Source organism: Streptomyces dryopteridis (assembly GCF_049606955.1).
GTDB lineage: Bacteria > Actinomycetota > Actinomycetes > Streptomycetales > Streptomycetaceae > Streptomyces.
Window position 1 is genome coordinate 4194494 of record NZ_CP187113.1, and the last position, 23091, is coordinate 4217584.

Consider the following 23091-nt stretch of genomic DNA (forward strand, 5'->3'; position numbering starts at 1 on the left):
CGGGGCGCTCGCGCGTTCCGGGGCCCCTGAGGTGCCCCGGGGTGTCAGCGGCCCCGGGAGCCCGTCAGGGCCCGGCGGGCCCGGTCCACGAGGCGGCGGGGGACGGAGGCGGCGGCGAGCAGGCGCAGCGGTTTGCCGTCGGGGCCGGGCACGGGGAGTTCCACTCGGCAGCCGGCGGCGTCGACGCGGAGCAGCACGGTCCAGCGGCCGGGCGCGAGGCCGCGCGGTCCGCCGGTCAGCAGCAGTCGGCCGTCGGGGGCGGCCTCGGCGGCGGGGTGGGCCTCGGCGGAGGCACGGGCGCCGTTCGGGCCGTGCAACACGAGGCGGACGGTGGCCTCGGCGGGCAGCGGGGCGAGGTCGGCGCGGAGTTCGACGCCGCCGGGTCGGTCGGGGTCGACGGTGCCCCGGAGCCGGTCGACGAGGGGGAACGCGCCCGCGCCCACGTCGAGGACGAGGTGGCGGTGGGCGGCGTTGTGGAAGAGCAGCACGGGACGGACGCCGGCCGGTCCGAGATCGGCGAAGTGCGGGGCGGCGGCGGGCCGGGGCGCGGGGCCGTCGGCGGGCGCGGCCCCGGGGGCGGGCGCGTCGTGGCGGTCCCAGGCGGGGCCGGCGGGGCGGGCGAGCCATGCCTCGCGGGCGGGCCCGCCGGCGTCGGCGGTGACGCGGAGCCTGAGGGTCCAGGCGCCGTCGGGCAGGGGAGCGCCGTCGAGGGCGTGGGCGAGGTCGATCCGGTGCGTCCAGGAGAGGGTCCCGGGTTCCTCGGTGCCCTCCGTGCTCGCGGCGCTCTCGACCGGGAGGGTCAGTGCGTGGCCCGGGGCCCGCAGCAGCAGTTCCACGCGTTGCCCGGCGAGCGGCAGGCCGGTCAGGCGGGCCCGGCCGGTCAGGGTCAGGACGGGGCCGTCGAGGGCGTGAGCGAGGAGCTCCTGGCGCAGGGCGACGCGGTCGGTGAGGTCGAAGAGCGCGTCGGGCAGGGCGAGGTCGGGGGCTGCGTCGGGGTCGCGGAACAGGGGGTAGTGGGCGTAGGCGCGACCCCCGTCCGTCAGCACGGGCACCTCGGGGGCCGGGGCGCCCGGGTCGCGGGAGGTGTCGGCGGTGACGATCCGGTCGAGGTCGGCGAAGCGACGGGTCCGCAGGAGGTGGGCCCGCAGCCGCAGGCGCGGCGGCAGGGCCCCGGATATCCGCTCGGTGAGCCAGGCGTCCACGAGGGGGGCGGCGGCCTCGGCCACGGCCCGGCGGCCGGCCTCGTCGCGGGCGAGGTAGTGCGGGCCGAAGGGGGCGAGGAGTTCGCCGTGGAAGTGGCGTTCCATGAGCTTGTCGCGGTTCGGCCCGGCGGGGACGTGGGCGGCGACGAGGTCGAGGATGTCGGAGACGTGCGCGAGCTGGGCGACCCAGTCCACGTCCTGGCGGCTGGCGTTGCTGCCGTCGTCGCGGCCTTCGAGGTGGTAGCAGTCGTGGTCGGCGACCACGGATATGCGGGCGGCGTGCAGCAGGGCGTGCACGGCGAAGGGCAGGTCTTCGCCCAGGAGCCGCCCCTCGGTGAACCGCAGCCCGTGGGCGTCGATCAGCTCGCGACGCCACAGCTTGTACGCGGCCAGGGTCCAGTAGACGGGGGAGGAGTACAGGTCCACATCGGGGCTGGTGGTGCGCAGGTCCACCGGGGCGGGCCGGCCGCCGACGCCGACGATCCGCCCGTAGACCACGTCGGACCCGTGTTCGTCGGCCATGGCCAGGAGGCGTTCGAGGGCCTCGGGGCCGAGGAAGTCGTCGGAGTCGAGGAAGAACAGGAACTCGCCCCGGGCCCGTTCGATGCCCACGTTGCGGGGTCGGCCGGCGCCGCCGGAGGGCGGCTGGTGCACCACGACGGTGCCGGGGCGGTTCGCGGCCCAGGCGTCGAGGAGGGCGCCGCTGCCGTCGGTGGAGCCGTCGTCGACGAGGATCACCTCCACGGTGTCCGCCCGCAGGGTCTGGGCGGTCACCGAGTCCAGGCAGCGCGGCAGCCAGCGCTCGGTGTCGTGTACCGGGATGATGACGCTGACGCGCGGATCCATGCGTGACTTCCTAGGCTCGTGACCCTTTCGGACGTGCGTCCGAGCCTACGATCCCCGCCGGCCGCCGACCACCACCCTGGGGTGGAGAGCGGTCGGCCGGCGGGGATCCGCGCCGGTCAGCGGCGCAGGAACGCGAAGAGCTCCTCCCACCGGTCGGTGATCGCCCCGGGGGCGTAGCGGCGCACGTCGCGGAAGGCGTTGTCGCCGAGGCGGGTGCGCAGGGCCTCGTCGCGCATCAGCGCGTCGAGGTGCGCGGCGAGCTCCACGGTGTTGCCGAGCCGGGCCAGCAGCCCGTCCTCGCCGTGGGTGACGATCTCGCGGACGCCGGGGGCGCAGTCGAAGGCGGCGCAGGGCACGCCGGCCGCCATGGCCTCCAGCAGCGTGATCGGGAAGCCCTCGGCGCGGCTGGCCTGCGCGAAGACGGAGGCGCCGGACAGGGCGCCGAGCACGTCGGAGGTGCGGCCCATCCACTCCACCGAACCGTCCAGGCCCAGGTCGGTGCAGCGGCGGCGCAGCATGGCCTCGTCCTCGCCGGCGCCGTAGATCCGCAGGGTCCAGTCGGGGTGCTTGGGCGCCACGTCCGACCAGGCGTCCAGGAGCAGGTCCACGCCCTTCTCGTCGGAGAGCCGGCCGATGGAGGCCACGACCTTGGCGGTGCGGGCCACGGGGGCGTCCGGGGTGAAGGGCAGCGGGTTGGGCATGTGGCCCACGTTGTCCAGGCCGGAGCGGATCCAGGCGTCGGCGTCCTCGGGGGTGAGGGCGAGCATCCGGTCCACGTCGGCGTACCAGCGCTTGACGCGGTGGCCCCGGGAGGACTTGAAGCTGGCCTCGTGGGACTCGTGGCTCATGCCGATCACGGTCAGCCCGGCGGTGTCGGCGGCGGCCACCCACTCCATCGCCCACACCTGGGTGACGATCACCACCGAGTTCGGGCGGGCCGCCCGGAAGAGGGCGCCGAGCCGCTCCGAGGCGGTGCGGGCCGCCGCGTCCCGGGCCGCGCGCCGGGCCCGCAGGCCCGCGTTCAGCTTGTCCCGCACGCCCCGATTCGCGGGGATGGACGGCGGGCGCTCGCGGTACAGGGTGGTGGTGGCGTAGGGCAGGTCCTCGGGGAACTCGCGGCGCAGTTCCTCGGCCACGGGGGAGATGCCGATCACGTGCACGGCGTGGCTGCGGGCGGTGAACAGCTCGGCCATCTGGTGCGACCAGGTGGTCACGCCGCCGATCTCGTCGACGGAGTTCGCGATCAGGAACACGTCGCCGGGCGCGGTCGGGTCCGGGACCGCGGGGTCGGCGGGGGCGTCGGGGGCGGTCAGGGTGTCGTGCGTGCTCACTTGGTGCCCCCGAAGAACTTCTCGACGATCTGGCGTGCGGCGTCGCCCCGGTCGTACTCGCCGAACTCGGCGGTGAAGCGGGCGCGGGCCGCCGCGTGCTTGGCGGCGTCCTCCTCGAAGTCCTCGACCGCGTCGAAGAGCTCCTCGGCGGTGGCGACCACCGGCCCGGGGGCGACCTCGCGCAGGTCGAAGTAGGTGCCGCGGATGTCGCCCGCGTAGCTGTCCCAGTCGTACGCGTAGAAGAGCACGGGCCGGTCGAGGTTGGCGTAGTCGAACATCACCGAGGAGTAGTCCGTGATCAGTCCGTCGGCCAGCGCCAGCAGGGGGGTGATGTCGTGGTACCCGCTGACGTCGAGCACCCGGTCGCGGACTGAGGGCGGCAGCGACACGTTGTTCAGGTAGTGCGTGCGCAGCAGCAGCGTGTACCGGTCGCCGAAGCGGTCGGCGAACTCGTCCACGTCGAAGGGAAGTTCGAAGCGGCGCACCGCCCCGTCCACCCCGGCCCGGAAGGTCGGGGCGTACAGCAGCACCTTCTTGTCCGGGTCGATGCCCAGCTCCGCCGCGAGCGGGCCGCGCACCCGCTCGCCGCTCTCGACCTCGGCGCGGTGCGTGGCGACCAGTTCGTCGTTGCGCGGGTAGCCGGTGCGCAGCAGCACCTCCGGGCTGAGCCGGAAGCCCTTGGCCAGGGTACGGGCGTCGTGCTCGGAGCGGATCAGGAAGTGGTCGAAGCGGTCCAGGGCGCGCTGGTAGTTGTCCTGCCCGGCGCGGGCCATGGCCTTGGTGCGGGGTTCGTCGAAGCCCATCCGCTTGAGGGCGGAGCCGTGCCAGGTCTGGATGTAGGTGGTGCCGGGCCGCTTGCGCAGGGCCAGCGGGAAGCCCTGGTTGTCGATCCAGAACTCGGCCTGGGCCAGCGCCCGCAGATACTGCCGGCCCCAGCGGCGGACCAGGATCGCGTCCTTGGGGAAGCCGACGGGCTTGGCCCCGGCGTAGGACCAGACGGCGGTGAAGGGCACGCCCTGGCGGCGCATCTCCTCGTAGATCGCCTTGGGGCTGTCGCTGTACTGCTTGCCGAGGTGGCTCTCGAAGACCACCAGCCCCTTCTTGATCGGCAGCTTGGAGAACACCTCGTGGTACAGCTTCACGAGCTGCTCGCCCGAGCCGATCTTCCGGCGGGTCTGGAGGGCCTTGCGCAGGCCCGACTTGAGCAGTCCGGCGGCCTTGCCGTGCATCGCGTTCTGGATGGCGCCGTGGCCGCGCAGCGCGGCGGCCCCCTCGGGCACCAGCACGTAACTGAGGTTGCCCTTGCGGGTGATCTCCGGCTCGAAACGGTCCGAGACCAGCCGGGTCAGGCGGGGGCGCACGGGCAGCCGGGAGGCGGACTCCAGGTCCACGTCGCCGACCGCGACCCGGGAGACGAGCAGGCCGCCCTCCCCGGTGTCCACCTTCAGCAGCACGTCCCACACCACGTCGATCACGCCGAGCGGGCGGACGGCGCGCGCGATGTCCGCGCGCCCGGACCACACGATCCGGTCACCGGCGTGCTCCACCCGGTCCAGGGGGAACGACACCGGCCGGCCCCCGATCCGGCGCCGGGCCCGGAACTCCAGCTCACCCTTGAGGGGGGCGTCGGCGGGGATCCGGCCCAGCGGGTTGACCAGGGTGCCGGTCATCGTGATCGCGCCCTGGCCGTCGTCCTCGTAGGAGGTCAGACGGCTGCCGGGGCGCACGGAGGGCAGCGGGCGGGTGTGGTAGCCCTGCGTGGTGACGTCCATGATCCGGCGCCCCTCCTCGGTGTCGAGGAGGGTGTCGCACCAGTAGATCCGGCCGTCGCGCTCGACCAGCGGCGAGGTCAGGCGGCCGGTGTTCGTCATGGACTCGGCGGCGGCCAGCAGGTTGTCCCAGTCCTCGGCGGCCAGCAACTGCGCGCAGATCGCCTGGAGCGGGCTGACCCGCTCGTAGGCGGCCGGGTCGATCTCGGCGAGGTAGCTGTTGGCGAGGCGGGCGAACTCGTGCCGGTAGGCGTCGTCGAGGAGGTGCAGGTCGCGCAGGTGCAGCACGAGGTCGTGCTTGAGGAACTTGACGTCCTTGGCGAACTTGAGGTCCTCGTGCCCGTGCTCCTCCAGCAGGTGGTCCACGCGGCGGTGGATCTCCATGCGGTGCACGAAGTTGGCGATCTCGTGGCGCCGGTTGCTGATGGACTTCGCGGCGGACTTCTCGGCCACGTTCCAGTAGTAGACCGTGTTCGGGATCAGCGTGATCCGGCGCGCGGCCACGTACGCCTGCGCCGAGAACAGCAGGTCCTCGTAGTGGATGCCGACGGGGAAGTCGAGGCCCTGCTCCAGCAGGAAGGAGCGCCGGTAGCACTTGTTGGTCGACAGGGTGTCGTAGACCAGCAGATCGGGGTACTCGGTGATCGAGTCCAGGGTGCGCGTACGGGTGTAGATCCACCGGTACCAGTCGGTGGTCTTGCGATTGCGGCTGTCGAGGTGGACGCGGACGCAGAGACCGGCCACCAGATCGGCGTCGGTGCGCTCGGCGGCCTCCAGCATGTTGCGGCAGGCGTTGCGCTCAAGGACGTCGTCACTGTCGAGGAACATGACGTACGCGCCCCGGGCCTGCCGGATGCCGTGGTTGCGGGGCGCCCCGCACCCCCGCTGTTCTCGGGCAGGCGGAACGCGCGGACCCGGCCCGGGTGCGCGGCCTCCAGCTCCTTGGCTACCTCGAAGGAGCGGTCCTTGCTGCAGTCGTCGACGATGACGACCTCGACCCCGCGAAGGGTCTGGTCGATCACCGACGCGACCGCCGCCGGCAGACGCTCTGCGTCGTTGTAGACGATGACGACCACGGAGACGTCGGGCACGTGCACCTCGATCCTCGCTGCTTTCGGGTATGTGCGTTCCGGATTCGAACCCGTCAAAGCTACCTCCTGTACAGACGGACTTCGGCAGGCCGGCCGCGGCAGTGCATACTTCTGGCGGAGGCTCGGGGGGTACGGGTCCACGGGCCGGGAGGCCGCGACGACGACCCCATCACCAGAAAGAACCTGATGACGAAGCTGTCCGTAGTGGTTCCCTGCTACAACGAAGAAGCCGTCGTGGAGAGCTTCGACAGGGAGATCAGAAAAGTCCTCGACGCACTCGACGGGATCACCTACGAAGTCTGCTACGTGGACGACGGATCCCGCGACGACACCCTGGTCAAACTCCGCGCCATCGCCGCCGAGCACCCCGAACGCACCCGGTACGTGTCCTTCAGCCGCAACTTCGGCAAGGAGGCCGGCATGCTCGCCGGCCTGCGCGAGGCCGGCGGCGACGCCGTCGTGATCATGGACGCCGATCTCCAGCACCCGCCCGAGATGATCGCGACCATGCTCGACCTGTACCGCCAGGGCCACGACCAGATCATCGCCCGCCGCACCCGCGAGGGCGACAAGATGGTCCGCTCCGCCCTCAGCCGCGTGTACTACCGCGCCGTCAACCGATGGGTGGACGTCGAGATCGCCGACGGGGTCGGCGACTTCCGGATGCTCTCGCGGCCCGCCGTCGACGCCCTGCTATCGCTGCCCGAGTACAACCGCTTCTCCAAGGGCCTGTTCTCCTGGATCGGCTTCGACACCGTCACCTTCGACTACCGCAACGCCCAGCGCGAGGCCGGCGAGACCAAGTGGAAGCTCGGCACCCTCGTCAACTACGGCATGGACGGGCTGATCTCGTTCAACAACCGGCCGCTGCGGATCGGCATCTGGGCCGGGGTGAGCCTCTTCGGCCTCGCCCTGCTGTACGCCGTGTGGATCATCGTCGCCGCGATCATCGGCGGGGTCACCGCCCCCGGCTACGTCACCACCATCGCCACCATCACCGGCCTCGGCGGCGTCCAGATGGCCATGCTCGGCCTGATCGGCGAGTACATCGGCCGCATCTACTACGAGACCAAGCGCCGCCCCCACTTCCTGGTCAGGGAATCGCACGGCGCGCCCCGCCGACCCGACACCGACCACCGCACCGGCATGACCCCCGGCGGACAGGTCCCCGAGATCCCCGACCTCCCCGAGGTCAAGGAACGGTCCACCCGATGAGCACGGCCTCCCGCCCCGCCCCCGCGACCGACAAGGCCGCGGCGCGGCGCACCGCCCTCGGGCAGATCTTCCGCTTCGGCCTGGTCGGCGGCGTCAACACGCTCACCTTCTACGGCATCTACCTGCTGCTCCACCCGTGGATGCCGTACTTCGTCGCCTACACCCTGGCCTTCCTGTTGTCGATGGTCGGCTCGTTCTTCATGAACACCTACTTCACCTACCGCACCCGGCCCACGTGGCGGAAGTTCCTGTTCTTCCCCCTCACCAACGTCACCAACTTCGTGATCCAGTCCGTCGGCCTGTGGGCCCTGGTCACCTGGGCCCACATGGACAGCCGGATCGCCCCGCTCGTCGCCGCCGTCGTCGCGATCCCCTTCACCTTCGTGCTCTCCCGCAAGATCCTCGTGCCCGGCGCCGCGCACGCCGCCGCCGTCCAGGCCGAGGGCGCGCCCGCCCGCACCTCCCCGTCCGGGGGCTGAAACGCGCGGGCGCCCGACCGGGGCCACGCCGTAGATTGAGGACGCGCGCCGCGTGCCGCGCGCACCGATCCGAAGCAGGGCGAAGGGCAAGGGGACCAGGGTGTCTACGGCGAGTGGGGTCCGGGAAGACGAGCGGGAGATCGTGCGCGCCGCGCACCGGATCGTGGTCAAGGTGGGCTCCTCCTCCCTGACCACCGCCGCCGGAGGGCTCGACGCCGACCGCGTCGACGCCCTCGTCGACGTCCTGGCCAAGGCCCGCGACGGCGGCGCCAAGGAGATCGTCCTGGTCTCCTCCGGCGCCATCGCCGCCGGCCTAGCCCCCCTCGGACTGCACCGCCGCCCCGCCGACCTCGCCCGCCAGCAGGCCGCCGCCAGCGTCGGCCAGGGCCTGCTCGTCGCCCGCTACACCGCCTCCTTCGCCCGCCACGGCACCCGCGTCGGCCAGGTCCTGCTCACCGCCGACGACGTCAGCCGGCGCGCCCACTACCGCAACGCCTACCGCACCCTGGACCAGCTGCTGGCCATGGGCGCCCTGCCGATCGTCAACGAGAACGACACCGTCGCCACCGACGAGATCCGCTTCGGCGACAACGACCGCCTCGCCGCCCTCGTCGCCCACCTCGTCCGCGCCGACCTCCTCGTGCTCCTCTCCGACGTGGACGGCCTCTACGACGGCGACCCCTCCCGCCCCGGCACCACCCGGGTCGAGGAGGTCCGCGGCCCCGAGGACATCGCGCACGTCACGATCGGCAGCGCGGGCAAGGCCGGCGTCGGCACCGGCGGCATGGTCACCAAGGTCGAGGCCGCCCGGATCGCGGCCGAGGCCGGCATCCCCGTCGTCCTCACCTCCGCCCAGCAGGCCGCCGCCGCCCTCACCGGCCGCCGCACCGGCACCCTCTTCCACGCCACCGGCCGCCGCTCCGCCGGCCGGCTGCTGTGGCTGCGCCACGCCTCCGCGCCCCAGGGGCACCTCGTGCTCGACGACGGGGCCGTGAAGGCCGTCGTGGAGAACCACAGCTCCCTGCTGCCCGCCGGGATCTCCGCCGTCGAGGGCGATTTCGTCGCCGGCGACCCGGTGGAACTGCGTGCGACGGACGGACGTGCGGTGGCCCGCGGACTGGTCAATTTCGACGCCCGCGAACTGCCCCGCCTCCTCGGCCGATCCACCCGTGACCTCGCGCGGGAGCTCGGACCCGAGTACGAACGCGAGGTCGTGCACCGTGACGACTTGGTGCTGCTCCCGGGCTGAGTCTCGCCAAAACCCGCACGCGTGCGGTCCGGGACTGGTCAACTGTGGTGGGAGCGGGACCACCCGGACAGGCCGGACGAACAGGAGACGATCGGTGGGACGAGCACTGACCAGCGTCAAGGGCGGCGCCGCGGACGAGCTCTCCCGGCTCTGGCACGTCACCCTCAGCGTCTCCGGCGCCCCCGTCCCCCTCGCCGAGGTCCGCCGGGGCCTGGAGCAGCTCGCCCACGACCACCCCTTCCTCCTCACCAGCCGGTACGCCGACGACCACGCCGAGATCCGGTACTGGGAGGAGGCCCGCGACCTGCACGACGCGGCCGCCGTCGCCCTGCGCCTGTGGGGCGAGCACCGCTCCACCGCCGGACTGCCCGCCTGGGAGATCGTGGGTCTGGAGGTCATCGACCGGGTCACCTACCGGCAGCGGGTCTCCGAGGGCTACGGCCCGCCGCCCGCGCACCCCGTCGGCGTCCACCCGTACTGAGCCGGCAGGCCCGGGCGCGGCGGCCCGTCTCGCCCTCCGGAAGGCCCGGGCCCGGGCCCCGGGCCTGGGACTACCCTGCGAGCATGACCTCGCAGAACGACGCTCCCGCCACCGCATCGCCCGTGCTCGCCACCGCGCGCGCCGCCCGTGAGGCCGCCGCCGAACTGGCCCCGCTGCCGCGCTCCGCCAAGGACGCCGCGCTGCACGCCATCGCCGACGCCCTGCTCGCGCGGGCCGCCGAGGTCGTCGAGGCCAACGCCACCGACGTGGCCAAGGCCCGGGCCGCCGGCACCGGCGAGACCACCATTGACCGGCTCACCCTCACCCCCGAGCGGATCGCGGCCATCGCCGCCGACGTGCGCTCGGTGGCCGCCCTCCCCGACCCGATCGGCGAGGTCGTGCGCGGCTCCACCCTCCCCAACGGCATCGACCTGCGCCAGATCCGGGTGCCGCTCGGTGTGGTCGGCATCATCTACGAGGCCCGCCCCAACGTCACCGTGGACGCCGCCGCCCTCTGCCTGAAGTCCGGCAACGCGGTCCTGCTGCGCGGCAGCTCCTCCGCCTACGCCTCCAATACCGCCCTCGTGGCCATCCTCCGCGACGCCGTGGCCGCCGCCGGGCTGCCCGCCGACGCCGTGCAGCTCGTGCCCGGCGAGAGCCGCGACTCCGTGCACGAGCTGATGCGCGCCCGCGGCCTGGTCGACGTGCTCATCCCGCGCGGCGGCGCCTCCCTGATCCGCACCGTGGTCGAGGAGTCCACGGTCCCGGTCATCGAGACCGGCACCGGCAACTGCCACGTGTACGTGGACGCCGAGGCCGACCTCACCACCGCCGTCGAGATCCTGATCAACTCCAAGGTCCAGCGGCCCTCCGTCTGCAACGCCGCCGAGACCCTCCTCGTGCACCGCGACATCGCCGACGCCTTCCTGCCCGTCGCCTTCGCCGCCCTCGCCGAGGCCGGGGTCACCGTGCACGGCGACCCGGCGATCCTGGCCGCCGCCGAGGGCCACAAGGTCACCGTCGTCCCCGCCGACGACACCGACTGGGCCGACGAGTACCTCTCCCTCGACATCGCCGCCGCCGTCGTGGACTCCCTCGACGACGCCGTCGCCCACATCCGCCGCTGGAGCTCCGGCCACACCGAGGCCATCGTCACCACCTCGCAGGGCGCGGCGCGCCGGTTCACCCGTCTGGTCGACTCCACCACCGTCGCCGTCAACGCCTCCACCCGCTTCACCGACGGCGGACAGTTCGGCTTCGGCGCCGAGATCGGCATCTCCACCCAGAAACTGCACGCCCGCGGCCCCATGGGCCTGCCCGAGATGACCTCCACCAAGTGGATCGTCACCGGCGACGGGCACGTCCGGAACTGATCGCACGAAGGGTGTCCCGGGGGCCCGGAACCGCCCCCGGGCACCCCGTTCGGCCGTCGGCCGGCCGGCCGGAATTCGGCGGGAACCCTGTCGGGACACCCGCCCCGGGTCTACCCTGAGCCTGTGCCGGACGACGTGGGGGGCAAGCCGTTCCCGGACGACGGGACGCCCGACGACGACCGCGGAGGCGCGGGCCAGGACTTCGCCTCCGTGGTGTTCGACGAGGTCTTCGTCCAGAACGCCAGGATTCACGAACCGAGCGCGGCGGAGCGGCTGCGGGCCGCCGAGGCCGCCCGAGCCGTCGCCGGCGGGCGCGGCGCCGACGAGGACCACACCGACCCCTGGGACCCCTGCGCCCCGGGCACAGCCCTGATCGGCTTCGACGGCTACGGGACGGCCTTCGCCTACGGCTACGGGCCCTACGGTGCGTACGGCGGGGCGCTGCGCCCCTACCGGGGCCGGTCGCGCTGGCTGCGGCCGGTGGCCTGGGTGCTGGCCGTCGTGATCGGCGTGGGGATGGTCTCGCTGGCCTTCGTCTCCGTCTACCGGGGCAACGAGGCCGCCGCGGCCGACCCCGGTCCCGTCCCGGCCGGCACCCCCTTGGCCGAAGTTCCCGGGCGCGCCGCGTTTACCCACCCCGTCACAGACCCACCCTGAAAGTGTGAACCCTTCTCCCGTGCGCGCCGGGCGCGCACGACGGCGGAGCGGGGGGCTTCTCTGAAGCGGGGACAGCGGGGAGAAGCGGATGGCCGCAGCAGAACCACCCGACCGCCCCGACGGGCCGGCCGGCGGTGACGACGAGTTCCGTGCCCTCGTCTTCGACGAGGACTTCGTGCGCTCCGCGCGCATCCAGGAGTACTCGGCCGAGGAACGCATGGGCGAGCACGCCCGCGCCGTGCACAGCCGTTCCCGCTGGTCGACGGCGTCGGGCGCGGCGGAGGGCACGCCGAGCCGGCACGCCCGCACCGGCCTGCTCCTCGTCATGATCATCACGATGGCCTTCGCCACCGCCGTCTACCTCGGCCTGCGCCGCCCCTACGAACCCCCGCGCGCCGACCGCACCGACCCGCTCAGCGGCATGGTGGTGCCGCTCGCGCCCACCGAGACCGTGCCCGGCGGCACCCCGGCGCAGCTCTACGAGCACAGTCCCGCCGCCCGCTACCGGGTGGGCGCGGCCGGCATCACCCTGCCCGCCGTGGTCCGCACCGACCACTTCACCGAGACCCAGATCGTCACGGCCCTCACCGTCGCCAAGGACTACCTCGTGCAGTCCGGCCTCGACCCCGACGTGCTCGACGGCAGCGCCACCCGGCCGGTGCGGGCCCTGCTCGACCCCGATCAGCTCGACCAGTTCGAGAAGAGCCTGCGCGAACCCGTCGCCGACGGCCGGCACGCGGCCACCGCCTGGCTGGTCCGCTTCGACCCGGCGGTGGCGGTCCTCGCCGATCCGAGGGTCCGGGTCAGCGGGGAGCTGAGCTACGCGGAGGCGGGCGGGGACGTGCTGGAGGTGGTCGCCGACCACAGCTACGTGTACGCCGTGCGGCCCGCCGGGGCGCCCGGGCGGCGCACGGGGGAGAACGCGCCCTCGGGCGCGGCCTCGCTGTTCACCGTGCGCCGCGAGATCCGGTTCCGCTTCGACCGCGAGGACCTGGCCGCGCGCCGGGCGGAGCTGTTCGGGGCGTACGTGATCGCCGGGCCGCAGAGCTGCGCCGAGGACCCGGCGGGAGCCTTCCGCCCGCTGCTCGCCGGGGCCGCGCCGACCACGGTGGGACCGGCGGCGGGGGATCCGTACGACACCGGTCGGGACCGGCGCCCGGGCGGGCTGTGCGGGGTGCTCGCGGCCCCCGGGGCCCCGCCGGCCGCGTCCGCGTCGGCCCCCGCGTCGGCGTCGGCGACCGACCGGCCCCGGGCGACGGCCCCGGGCGGCGCCGTGCCCGAAGCGGCCGCCCTCGTCCCCGACCCCACCCCGCTGCCGCGCGGCACGGGCTGAGGGGGCCGGTCCCGGCCCGCGGGGGTCAGGACTCCTTGGTGCCCGCGCCGCCGCCCTCGGCGCCCTCCTCGGGCGCGCCGTCCCCGGCGCCGCCGCGCCGGCCCGCGCCCGTGAAGCGGTCGCGCAGGGAGCCGGCCAGGTCCCCGGCCCCGCCCGCGAGGTCCCCGACCAGCTTGAACAGCGGGTCCTTGCTCTCGCGCACCGATTCGGCGTAGTGCGCGGCGGACTGCCGGAAGGAGTCGGTGACGGAGGTGTCCTTGTCCTCCTCGCGGCGCGGGTAGTGGCCGGCCATGAGCCGCTGGTGGTCCCGGCTCTCGGACCACTCGCGCAGCTCGGCGGCGCGCACGGTGGTGAAGGGGTGGGTGCGCGGCAGCACGGAGAGGATCTTCAGCACCGAGTCGCGCAGGTCACCGCCCCGCTCGTACTCCTCGGCCTGGGCGAGGAAGGCGTCCACGTTCATCTCGTGCAGGTGGTTGCCGCCCGCGATCTTCATCAGGCCGCGCATGGACGCCTGCGGGTCCTGGCCCACGAGCAGCCCGGCCCGGTCCGCCGACAGCTCCGACTTGCGGAACCACTCGCGCAGCGCCGTCACGATCGCCGTGATCGCCACGTTGCCCAGCGGGATCCAGGCCACCTTCACGGCCAGGTTCGTCAGGAACAGCAGGATGGTGCGGTAGACCGCGTGCCCCGACAGGGCGTGCCCGACCTCGTGGCCGATCACCGCCCGCATCTCCTCCTCGTCGAGCAGCTCGACCAGGGCCGTGGTCACCACGATGATCGGCTCGTCCATCCCGACGCACATCGCGTTCGGCTTCGGGTCCTGCTGCACGTAGAACTGCGGCACCCGCTCCAGGTCGAGGATCCGGCAGGCGTCCACGAGCATCTCGTGCAGGTGCGGGAACTGCTCGGGGCCCACCCGCACCGAGTCCGACAGGAACAACAGCCGCAGGCTGCGCTCCGGCAGCAGTCCGCTCAGCGCCTTGAAGACGGTGTCGAACCCGCTCAGCCTGCGCAGCGCCACCAGCGCCGACCTGTCGGCCGGGTGCTCCCAGGCCCGCGACGAGATGCCCGGGAACTCCCTGCGCTCCCTGGCCGGCGTCTTCTCGAAGTCCGCGGTGTCCGTCATCGCGCCTCCCCCTTGATCGTCCGATTCGTCCTGCGTCTATCCTCTCCAACGCCCGGGTCGGCGCGAGCGTGCCCAGGTCACCGGCATACGATGTGAGCGAGATCTCGTCGCCCCGTGCCCGCCGGCCCCTGCCCGCGCCGCCGACGCTCACGGGCGACCCGTCCCCGACCCGAAGAGGTACCTGCCCGATGAGCTTCACCGCCTCCGCCCAGAACCTGATCCTGCTGGCGTCCGAGGGCGCCGAGCAGCACGGCGGCAACCACGACAGCCTGTCCCCCTACCTCACCGGTGGCGGCGCCCTGGCGATCCTGCTGTTCATGCTGTGGGTCACCACCCGCCTGAACCGCGACCGCTGAACCGCCCCCGACTGTTCGCCGAAGTGTTCGAAAGTCGGCTCGGCTCGGCCGTGACGGGCCGGTAGGGTCTGCGCTCATGGGAGAGCAGGAAACGCCTACCGGCCCGATCAAGCGCCGACTCGGCGTGATGGGCGGGACATTCGACCCGGTCCACCACGGGCACCTGGTGGCAGCCAGCGAGGTCGCCGCACTTTTCCACCTCGACGAGGTGATCTTCGTGCCCACGGGGGAGCCCTGGCAGAAGTCGCAGCGGGCCGTCTCGCCCGCCGAGGACCGCTATCTGATGACGGTCATCGCCACGGCCTCCAACCCGCAGTTCTCGGTCAGCCGCATCGACATCGACCGCGGCGGCCCGACGTACACCATCGACACGCTGCGGGACCTGCGCACCCTCAACGACGACGCGGACCTCTTCTTCATCACCGGCGCGGACGCCCTCGCCCAGATCCTCACCTGGCGCGACGCGGAGGAGCTGTTCGCCCTCGCGCACTTCATCGGTGTCACCCGTCCGGGTCACGACCTCACCGACGACGGACTCCCCAAGGGCGGAGTCTCGCTGGTGGAGGTGCCGGCGCTCGCGATCTCCTCCACCGACTGCCGCAGCCGGGTCCGCCAGGGCGACCCGGTCTGGTATCTCGTTCCCGACGGTGTGGTCCGCTACATCGACAAGAAGGAGCTGTACCGCGGGGACTGACGCGCCCGCGGCGGCCGGCCGAGAGGGGCGATGAGGGTGACCGAACGGGACGCACGCCGCGGAGCGCACCGACCGCGGAGCGGAGCCCCCGAGCCCGCGCCCCCGCCCGGCCCCCAGGCCCCGCCCCCCGAAGGCCGCCCCTTCGTCCCGGCCCCCACGAGCCCCCCGTACGAACAGCCGTACGGGGGGCTCCCGTACGAATACGGCCCCCCGCAACCCCCGACACCGCACCCCGCGACGGCCGGGCCCGGGATCCCGCGCCAGGCCGCCGCCGAACCCGCGCCCGAGGCCCCCCGCTACCACCCCGAACAGTTCGCGTTCGTCGAACAGGCCGACACCGACGCCGGCTCGGGCGACGTCATCGACTGGCTCCGCTTCACCGAGAGCCGCACCGAACGCCGCGAGGAGGCCCGCCGCCGACTGCGCGCCCGCGCCCGGCTGCTGACCGGCGTGCTCGCCCTCGCCCTGCTCGCCGGGACCGGCGGGCTGTGGGCCGCCGGCCTGCCCCCCTTCGCCCCGGCCGCCGACGCCCCCGCCGCCGACGCGGGCCCGCAACGCCGGCACACCCTCGTGGTCCACCTGCACGACACCAAACGCGGCGGCACCGCCACCGCCCTCCTCGTCGACAACGTCACCGCCCGCCGCGCCACCTGCCTGCTGCTGCCCAACTCCCTCGCCGTCCCCGGCGACCGGGGCGACGGCCAGGCCACGGGCCTGGGCGCCTCCGTGGCCGAGGACGGCCTCGGCGGCACCCGCGAATCCCTCGACACCCTCCTGGGCACCCGCCTCGACGCCACCTGGCGCCTCGACACCCCCTACCTGGAGACCCTCGTCGACCGGCTCGGCGGCATCACCCTCGACACCGACACCGCCGTCCCCGCCGACCCGGCCCTCGGCACCCCCGCCGTGCCGCGCGGCCCGGCCCGCGCCCTGACCGGCGCCATGGCCGCGGCCTACGCCACCGCGCGCGGACCCGAGGAACCCGAGGAGGCCGCCCTGCGCCGCTTCGGCGCCGTCCTGGCCGCCGTCCTCGCCGAGACCCCCACCGACCCGGCCGCCGCGGGCCGGCTCGTCACCGCCCTCGGCCGGATCCCCGACCCCGCCCTCACCGACACGGCGCTGGCCGGCACCCTCGCCGCGCTCGCCGCCCACGCCGACCGGGGCGCCTACGCCACCGCCCTGCTGCCCGTCGGCGCCGGCGGGGCCCTCGCCGCCGACACCGGCCCCACCCTCGTGCGCGAGCTGCTCGGCGGCGCGGCCCGCGACCCCGGCGGGGCCGTCACGGTGCCCCGGATCGGCCTCGTGGACGCCACCGGCGCGAGCGGCCCCGGCTACGCCGCCGCCCGCGCCGCCCTGCGCAACAGCGGCTGGACCCTCGTGGAGGCCGCCGCCCCGGCCCGCGCCGCCGCCCGCACCCGGATCGACTACCCCGACGCCGCCCGGCGCGCCCGCGCCCTGGAGGTGGCCGCCCTGCTCGGACTGCCCGATTCGGCGGTGGCCCCGGCCCCGCGCCCGGCCGACACCACCGTGAACACGGACGTGTCGGTACTCCTCGGACGCGACGCCGGCTCCGCCACGACCCCGCCCGTCACCCCGTGAAACCATGCCTGACCTGCGGCGATCCAGCCGGCCGGGCGTTCGCGCGGGCGGCCGCGGCGGCGCGTGAGATCCTGGGAGGGATCTGCCCTCGACCCGAAAGCATGGCCAGTGACCGCCACGGACCGCTCCATCGAGCTCATCACCGCCGCCGCCCAGGCCGCGGCCGACCGGCTCGCGCACGACATCATCGCGTACGACGTCAGCGACGTGCTGTCGATCACCGACGCCTTCCTGCTCGCCTCGGCGCCCAACGACCGTCAGGTCAAGTCGATCGTGGACGAGATCGAGGAGCGCCTGCTCAAGGACCTCGGCGCCAAGCCGGTCCGCCGCGAGGGGGACCGCGACGCCCGCTGGATCCTGCTCGACTACGTCGACATCGTGGTCCACGTCCAGCACAGCGAGGAGCGCGTGTTCTACGCGCTGGAGCGCCTGTGGAAGGACTGCCCCGAGATCGACCTGCCCGAGGACGCCAAGCTCACCAAGGGCAAGGCCGAGGAGCACGCCGCGCTCAAGGCCGCCCGGCCCGAGGGCGAGGACGACGAATGGGACGGTGAGGAATTCTGAGCACGAGCGCGAACGCCCCCCGGGGGCGCAGGATCGTCCTGTGGCGACACGGCCAGACCTCGTGGAACCTGGAACGCCGCTTCCAGGGCTCCACGGACATCGAGCTGACCGAGACCGGCGTGGCCCAGGCCCGTCGGGCGGCCCGACTGCTCGCGGCCCTGCGGCCGGACGCCGTGATCGCCTCCGACCTCAAGCGGGCGGCGGCCACCGCCGCCGAACTGGCCGCGGTCACCGGACTGTCCGTCACCCACAGCGACGCCCTGCGCGAGACCTACGCGGGTGAGTGGCAGGGGCTGACGCACGACGAGATCCTCGACAAGTACGGCGAGCAGTACGCCGCGTGGAAGCGCGGCGAGGCCGTGCGGCGAGGCGGCGGCGAACTGGAGACCGAGGTCGCCGACCGCGCGGCCCCCGTGGTCCTCGCGCACGCCGACGCCCTGCCCGACGGCGGCACCCTCGTCGTGGTCAGCCACGGCGGCACCATCCGCACCACCATCGGCCGGCTGCTCGGCCTGGACGCGTACCACTGGGAGGGCCTCGGCGGGCTCTCCAACTGCTGCTGGTCCGTGCTGGGCGAGGGCGCGCGCGGCTGGCGCCTGCTGGAGCACAACGCGGGCACCCTGCCCGAGCCCGTGCTCGGCGACGACGACTGAGCTTCCAGCGGTCCGTCGGCGCCGTCCCACACGGCGCCGACGCACCCCCGTTCCCCCAGCTCACACGGGGTGCGGACCCGGATTTCACTTTTCGGGGAAGGTCAGGCTAGAGTTCTTCTTGTTCGCAGCGAAGAACACCGGAAACGGAAGAAACGCGGCGGACGAGAGGCAAGGGGCTATAGCTCAGTTGGTAGAGCGCCTGCATGGCATGCAGGAGGTCAGGAGTTCAATTCTCCTTAGCTCCACAGTGACAAGGATCCCGTCCCCCGATCAAGGGGGGCGGGATCCTTGCCGTTCGGCCCGCTGCCCCGACCCGTCCCGGCGTGGCAGAATCGGACGGCCGATGGGGGAGACGACGGCCCGCGAACGGGAGGGAGTCGCTGAGGGATGGGTGCACACCGGCGGCGGTGCGACTGGTGCGACAACGGCACGCCGATCGTTCGGGACATGGAACCGGTCAATCCCGACTACCAGTACTGGTGCGAGGAGTGCGCGCGGGCGCTGATCATAAAAGGCGACCCGATCGAGACGTACCGGGAGTTGGAGGGCGAGCCCATCTACGGCCGCCTGCTCGACGAGCACTGCACGCTCAAGCGCTTCTACCAGTTCGCCCGCGCCTGAAGGCGATCTGACGCCGCGAAACCCGCGCCCCGACACCCGACGCCCGCGACCCCGCACCACCCGAGCCCCGGCCCCGGACCCCTCGTCCGCGCCGGGGCTCCGTCGTGCCCGCCACCGGCGGAAACCCGTTTTTGGAGTTCGGCGCGGACCGTGTAATGTTCTCGATGTCGCCAGGGGGAACCGGACAGGGAAACCGGCCGGGAAGCCTGGAGGACACGGCAGTACAACAGGACACGGGGCTATAGCTCAGTTGGTAGAGCGCCTGCATGGCATGCAGGAGGTCAGGAGTTCAATTCTCCTTAGCTCCACAGAAGAGAAGCGGGTCATCCCAAGAGATGGCCCGCTTCCTCGTTTCCCGGCCCGTGGACGAACCCGCGCCGGCCGACCGCGCTGCGGTACCCTGGCGCCATGCGTGCCGTACGTCTTCTGCTTACCGAGCCGCGCTGAGGAGCGCCGACCCACGACGGGTCGGCATCGGCGCGGCGTCCCCTCCTGTGCGAGGGGTTTTTTCGTTTGGGGCACAGCACAAGACGGCAGAGACGATCGATGGAGCTTCGAAGGACATGAGCGAGACGAACAGCGCGGCCCCCGAGGCGGCCGCGGCGCACCGTTACACGGCCGAGGCGGCCGCCCGGATCGAGGCACGCTGGCAGGACGCCTGGGACGCGGAGGGCACGTACGAGGCCCCGAACCCCACCGGCGACCTGGCGGGCGACGCGGAGCTGGTCGCGCGCCCCAAGCGCTTCATCATGGACATGTTCCCGTACCCCTCGGGCGCGGGCCTGCACGTCGGGCACCCGCTCGGCTACATCGCCACCGACGTGTTCGCCCGCCACCAGCGGATGACCGGGCACAACGTGCTGCACACCCTCGGCTTCGACGCCTTCGGCCTGCCCGCCGAGCAGTACGCCGTGCAGACCGGCACCCACCCGCGGGTCTCCACCGAGGCCAACATCGAGAACATGAAGTCCCAGCTGCGCCGGCTGGGCCTGGGGCACGACAAGCGCCGCTCGTTCGCGACGATCGACCCCGAGTACTACAAGTGGACGCAGTGGATCTTCCTGCAGATCTACAACTCGTACTACGACGAGGACGCCAAGCGCGCCCGGCCCGTCGCCGAGCTGGTCGCCGCCTTCGAGAACGGCACCCGTGAGGTCCCCGGCGGCCGCGCCTGGGCCGAGCTGACCGCCGGCGAGCGCGCCGACGTGCTCAACGAGTTCCGGCTGGCGTACTCCTCCGACGCGCCCGTCAACTGGTGCCCCGGCCTGGGCACCGTGCTGGCCAACGAGGAGGTCACCGCCGACGGTCGCTCCGAGCGCGGCAACTTCCCCGTCTTCAAGGCCAAGCTGAGCCAGTGGAACATGCGGATCACCGCGTACGCGGACCGCCTGCTGGACGACCTGGAGGCGCTGGACTGGCCCGAGGCCATCAAGCTCCAGCAGCGCAACTGGATCGGCCGCAGCGAGGGCGCCCGCGTCGACTTCCCCGTCGCCACCGGCGCCGGCGAGCAGGCCGCGATCACCGTCTTCACCACCCGCCCCGACACCCTGTTCGGCGCCACCTACATGGTGCTCGCGCCCGAGCACGACCTGGTCGACCGGATCGTCCCGGCCGCCTGGCCCGAGGGCACCCGCGAGGTGTGGACCGGCGGCGCCGCGACCCCGGCCGAGGCCGTGACCGCGTACCGCAAGCAGGCCGCGTCCAAGTCCGACGTGGAGCGCCAGGCCGACGCCAAGGAGAAGACCGGCGTCTTCACCGGCGCGTTCGCGACCAACCCGGTCAGCGGCGAGCCCGTCCCGGTGTTCGTCGCCGACTACGTGCTGATGGGCTACGGCACCGGCGCGATCATGGCCGTCCCCGGCCACGACACCCGCGACTTCGCCTTCGCCCGCGCCTTCGAGCTGCCGATCCGCTGCGTGGTCGAGCCCACCGACGGGCGCGGCACCGACCCGGCCGCCTGGGACGACGCGTTCAACTCCCACGACGCCAGGCTGATCAACTCGGCCGGCGCCGGTCTGAGCCTGGACGGCCTGGGCGTCGCCGAGGCCAAGGCCGCCGTCACCACCTGGCTGACCGAGCGCGGCATCGGCGAGGGCACCGTCAACTTCCGCCTGCGCGACTGGCTGTTCAGCCGCCAGCGGTACTGGGGCGAGCCCTTCCCGATCGTCTACGACGAGGACGGCGTCGCCCACCCGCTGCCCGAGTCGATGCTGCCGCTGGAGCTGCCCGAGGTCGAGGACTACTCGCCGCGCACCTTCGAGCCCGACGACGCGAACTCCCAGCCCGAGACCCCGCTGTCCCGCAAGGGCGACTGGGTCCACGTGGAGCTGGACCTCGGCGACGGGCGCGGCGTGCGCCGCTACCGCCGCGAGACCAACACCATGCCCAACTGGGCCGGGTCCTGCTGGTACGAGCTGCGCTACCTGGACCCGCACAACTCCGAGGCGCTGGTCGACCCGGAGATCGAGAAGTACTGGATGGGCCCGCGCGAGGGGCAGCCGCACGGCGGCGTCGACCTGTACGTGGGCGGCGCCGAGCACGCGGTGCTGCACCTGCTGTACGCGCGCTTCTGGTCGAAGGTGCTGTTCGACCTGGGCCACGTGTCCTCGGCCGAGCCGTTCCACAAGCTCTTCAACCAGGGCATGATCCAGGCGTACGTGTACCGCGACGAGCGCGGCTTCCCCGTCACCGCCACCGAGGTGGAGGAGCGGGACGGGAAGTTCTTCTTCGAGGGCGAGCCCGTCAAGCGCGAGCTGGGCAAGATGGGCAAGTCCCTGAAGAACGCCGTCACCCCCGAGACCATCTGCGAGGAGTACGGCGCGGACACCCTGCGCCTGTACGAGATGGCGATGGGCCCGCTGGACGTGTCGCGGCCGTGGGACACGCGCGCCGTGGTCGGCCAGTACCGGCTGCTGCAGCGCCTGTGGCGCAACATCGTCGACGAGGAGACCGGCGCGGTCACCGTCGTCGACGCCGAGCCCGCCGAGGACACCCTGCGCGCCCTGCACAAGGCCGTCGACGGCGCGGGCGGGGACATGGCGGCGCTGCGGTTCAACACCGCCATCGCCAAGATCACCGAGCTGAACAACCACCTGACGAAGGCCGGCCGGCCGCTGGAGCGCTCGGTCGCCGAGGCCCTGGTGCTGCTGATCGCCCCGCTCGCCCCGCACATCGCCGAGGAACTGTGGCACCGCCTGGGCCACACCGACTCCGTCGTGCACGGCGAGTTCCCGGTCGCCGACCCGCGCTACGTGGTGGACGAGACCGTCACCTGCGTCGTGCAGGTCAAGGGCAAGGTCAAGGCCCGTCTGGAGGTCGCGCCCGACATCTCGGACGCCGACCTGGAGGCGCTGGCCACGGGCGACGCGACGGTGATCGCGGCGCTGGGCGGCGCGGAGATCCGCAAGGTGATCGTGCGCGCGCCGAAGCTGGTCAACATCGTCGTCTGACGGTCGACCGACCGGGCCGGGGCCCCGGCCGTCCCCCTCCGCGCGAGGGGAGCGACGGCCGGGGCCCCGGCGCGTGCGGGGTCCGGGCGGGGCGTCTCGGGGTTTCCCCGTACGGGCATCTTGGGGGACGATCTGGAACCCGTGACGGCTCCCCGACGTTTACGGTGGAAGGGACGGGAAGCGAAGCGACGACGCGTGTTCCGCGCGGGTGGAGGGAGTCACGGCTGATGGAGGTGCTCTTGATCATCCTCGCGGTGATCGCGCTGGCCATCGTGGCGCTGGGGGCGTACGCGACGGTCAAGGCCGTCGGCGCGGCCAAGCGCGGCGTCGAACGCACGGTCACACAGACCCGGCGCGCGGTGGAGGACACCACGCTCAAGGCCCGCAGCCTCGGACAACCCGGGGTCGCCGGCGAACTCGCGCAGCTGCGGCTCGGCCTGCGCCAGTCGATGCGCGCCACCCAGGAGGCCCTCCAGGAGGGCTCCCGCACGGACGCCTCGCTGCGCGAGTCCCTCGTGCTCTTCGAACGCCTCAGCGCCCACGGGCTCGAACTCGACGACACCCTGCGCCGCCTGGAACGCGAACCCGACAAGGCCCGCGCGGGCGCGGCCCTGCCGCAGCTCCGGGAGCGGGTCCGCACCGTCACCGAGAACGCGGACGCGCTGCGCTGGGCCGCCCGGGACCGCGCGGTGCGGTTCGCGGCCGACGACCTCGACTCGCTGTCGGCGGAGATCCGCGTGGAGTCCGGCGCCCTGCGCGACTGGTCCCGCGAGAGCCTCGACGAACGACTGGCGCGCAGCGAGGCCGAGGCCGGCGCCGCGACCCCGGCGCCCGAGCAGGCCCGCCCCGAGCCGACCCGGCCGGGCCCGGCCGAACGCTTCGCGAAGGCCCGCGAGCAGCGCCGCACCCCGGCCATCGACCCGGCGGCGCCCGCGCCCGCCTACCCCTGGCAGCGCGCGGTGCGCCCCGAGACCACCACCTGAGCGATCCCGCGAGCCGCCCG

At 73.3% G+C, this 23091-nt stretch carries 18 protein-coding genes, 2 tRNA genes and 1 pseudogene; 17 read left to right on the forward strand and 4 right to left on the reverse strand.

Annotated elements, in window-relative coordinates; all coding sequences use genetic code 11:
- Positions 1-44 precede the first annotated feature (44 nt).
- The 3 genes and pseudogenes from ACN20G_RS17925 to ACN20G_RS17935 form a co-directional block, all read right to left on the reverse strand.
- Entirely contained in the window at positions 45-2048 is a 2004-nt protein-coding gene (locus ACN20G_RS17925) for a glycosyltransferase family 2 protein (RefSeq protein ID WP_424213802.1), read from the reverse strand.
- A 116-nt stretch (positions 2049-2164) separates the two neighbouring features.
- Positions 2165-3361, reverse strand: a complete 1197-nt coding sequence (locus ACN20G_RS17930; RefSeq protein ID WP_424215560.1) for a glycosyltransferase — start codon at positions 3359-3361, stop codon at positions 2165-2167.
- 14 nt (positions 3362-3375) lie between these two features.
- Positions 3376-6245 (reverse strand): annotated as a pseudogene (locus ACN20G_RS17935) (bifunctional glycosyltransferase/CDP-glycerol:glycerophosphate glycerophosphotransferase).
- Between the two features lie 180 nt (positions 6246-6425).
- On the opposite strand from ACN20G_RS17935, the gene ACN20G_RS17940 reads away from it, so the two are divergent.
- From ACN20G_RS17940 to ACN20G_RS17970, 7 genes are all read left to right on the forward strand, one after another.
- A complete protein-coding gene (locus ACN20G_RS17940) occupies positions 6426-7454 on the forward strand; it encodes a glycosyltransferase family 2 protein (RefSeq protein ID WP_424213803.1) in 1029 nt (342 codons plus the stop codon).
- Positions 7451-7933: a GtrA family protein gene (locus ACN20G_RS17945; protein ID WP_424213804.1), complete on the forward strand. Its 483-nt coding sequence runs from the start codon at positions 7451-7453 to the stop codon at positions 7931-7933. The genes ACN20G_RS17940 and ACN20G_RS17945 overlap by 4 nt, the downstream gene beginning before the upstream one ends.
- Before the next feature lie 142 nt (positions 7934-8075).
- Positions 8076-9182 carry a glutamate 5-kinase gene (gene proB / locus ACN20G_RS17950; protein WP_424215561.1) on the forward strand — a complete coding sequence of 369 codons (1107 nt, stop codon included), beginning with the start codon at positions 8076-8078 and terminating at the stop codon, positions 9180-9182.
- A gap of 94 nt (positions 9183-9276) precedes the next feature.
- Positions 9277-9663 (forward strand): hypothetical protein, encoded by a 387-nt coding sequence (locus tag ACN20G_RS17955; RefSeq protein WP_424213805.1) that lies wholly within the window; start codon positions 9277-9279, stop codon positions 9661-9663.
- A gap of 83 nt (positions 9664-9746) precedes the next feature.
- On the forward strand, positions 9747-11036 hold the full coding sequence (locus ACN20G_RS17960; RefSeq protein WP_424213806.1) for a glutamate-5-semialdehyde dehydrogenase: 1290 nt from the start codon (positions 9747-9749) through the stop codon (positions 11034-11036).
- A 123-nt stretch (positions 11037-11159) separates the two neighbouring features.
- Positions 11160-11693: a hypothetical protein gene (locus ACN20G_RS17965; RefSeq protein ID WP_424213807.1), complete on the forward strand. Its 534-nt coding sequence runs from the start codon at positions 11160-11162 to the stop codon at positions 11691-11693.
- Between the two features lie 88 nt (positions 11694-11781).
- Complete coding sequence (locus ACN20G_RS17970) at positions 11782-13026, forward strand: hypothetical protein (protein ID WP_424213808.1); 1245 nt, start codon at positions 11782-11784, stop codon at positions 13024-13026.
- Between the two features lie 25 nt (positions 13027-13051).
- Here the strand turns inward: ACN20G_RS17970 and ACN20G_RS17975 are convergent, their stop codons facing one another.
- Entirely contained in the window at positions 13052-14152 is a 1101-nt protein-coding gene (locus ACN20G_RS17975; RefSeq protein WP_424213809.1) for a M48 family metallopeptidase, read from the reverse strand.
- A 188-nt stretch (positions 14153-14340) separates the two neighbouring features.
- Between ACN20G_RS17975 and ACN20G_RS17980 the strand changes: the two genes are divergently transcribed.
- The 10 genes from ACN20G_RS17980 (at position 14341) to ACN20G_RS18025 (ending at position 23071) form a co-directional block, all read left to right on the forward strand.
- The gene (locus ACN20G_RS17980; protein ID WP_424213810.1) at positions 14341-14508 is read left to right on the forward strand and encodes a hypothetical protein; all 168 of its coding nucleotides are present in this window, start codon (positions 14341-14343) and stop codon (positions 14506-14508) included.
- 76 nt (positions 14509-14584) lie between these two features.
- Positions 14585-15202 carry a nicotinate-nucleotide adenylyltransferase gene (gene nadD / locus ACN20G_RS17985; protein ID WP_424213811.1) on the forward strand — a complete coding sequence of 206 codons (618 nt, stop codon included), beginning with the start codon at positions 14585-14587 and terminating at the stop codon, positions 15200-15202.
- A gap of 36 nt (positions 15203-15238) precedes the next feature.
- A complete protein-coding gene (locus ACN20G_RS17990; RefSeq protein ID WP_424213812.1) occupies positions 15239-16801 on the forward strand; it encodes a LytR C-terminal domain-containing protein in 1563 nt (520 codons plus the stop codon).
- 108 nt (positions 16802-16909) lie between these two features.
- Positions 16910-17365 (forward strand): ribosome silencing factor, encoded by a 456-nt coding sequence (gene rsfS / locus ACN20G_RS17995; RefSeq protein ID WP_424213813.1) that lies wholly within the window; start codon positions 16910-16912, stop codon positions 17363-17365.
- Positions 17362-18018: a histidine phosphatase family protein gene (locus ACN20G_RS18000; RefSeq protein WP_424215562.1), complete on the forward strand. Its 657-nt coding sequence runs from the start codon at positions 17362-17364 to the stop codon at positions 18016-18018. Before rsfS ends, ACN20G_RS18000 begins: the two co-directional genes overlap by 4 nt.
- Positions 18019-18190: 172 nt before the next feature.
- Positions 18191-18263: transfer RNA gene (locus tag ACN20G_RS18005), tRNA-Ala, on the forward strand.
- Positions 18264-18405: 142 nt separating this feature from the next.
- Positions 18406-18639, forward strand: coding sequence for a hypothetical protein (locus tag ACN20G_RS18010; RefSeq protein ID WP_266577344.1), 234 nt, complete (start codon positions 18406-18408; stop codon positions 18637-18639).
- Between the two features lie 235 nt (positions 18640-18874).
- Positions 18875-18947: transfer RNA gene (locus ACN20G_RS18015), tRNA-Ala, on the forward strand.
- A 255-nt stretch (positions 18948-19202) separates the two neighbouring features.
- Complete coding sequence (gene leuS / locus ACN20G_RS18020) at positions 19203-22088, forward strand: leucine--tRNA ligase (RefSeq protein WP_424213814.1); 2886 nt, start codon at positions 19203-19205, stop codon at positions 22086-22088.
- A gap of 227 nt (positions 22089-22315) precedes the next feature.
- Complete coding sequence (locus tag ACN20G_RS18025; RefSeq protein WP_424213815.1) at positions 22316-23071, forward strand: hypothetical protein; 756 nt, start codon at positions 22316-22318, stop codon at positions 23069-23071.
- Positions 23072-23091 lie beyond the last annotated feature (20 nt).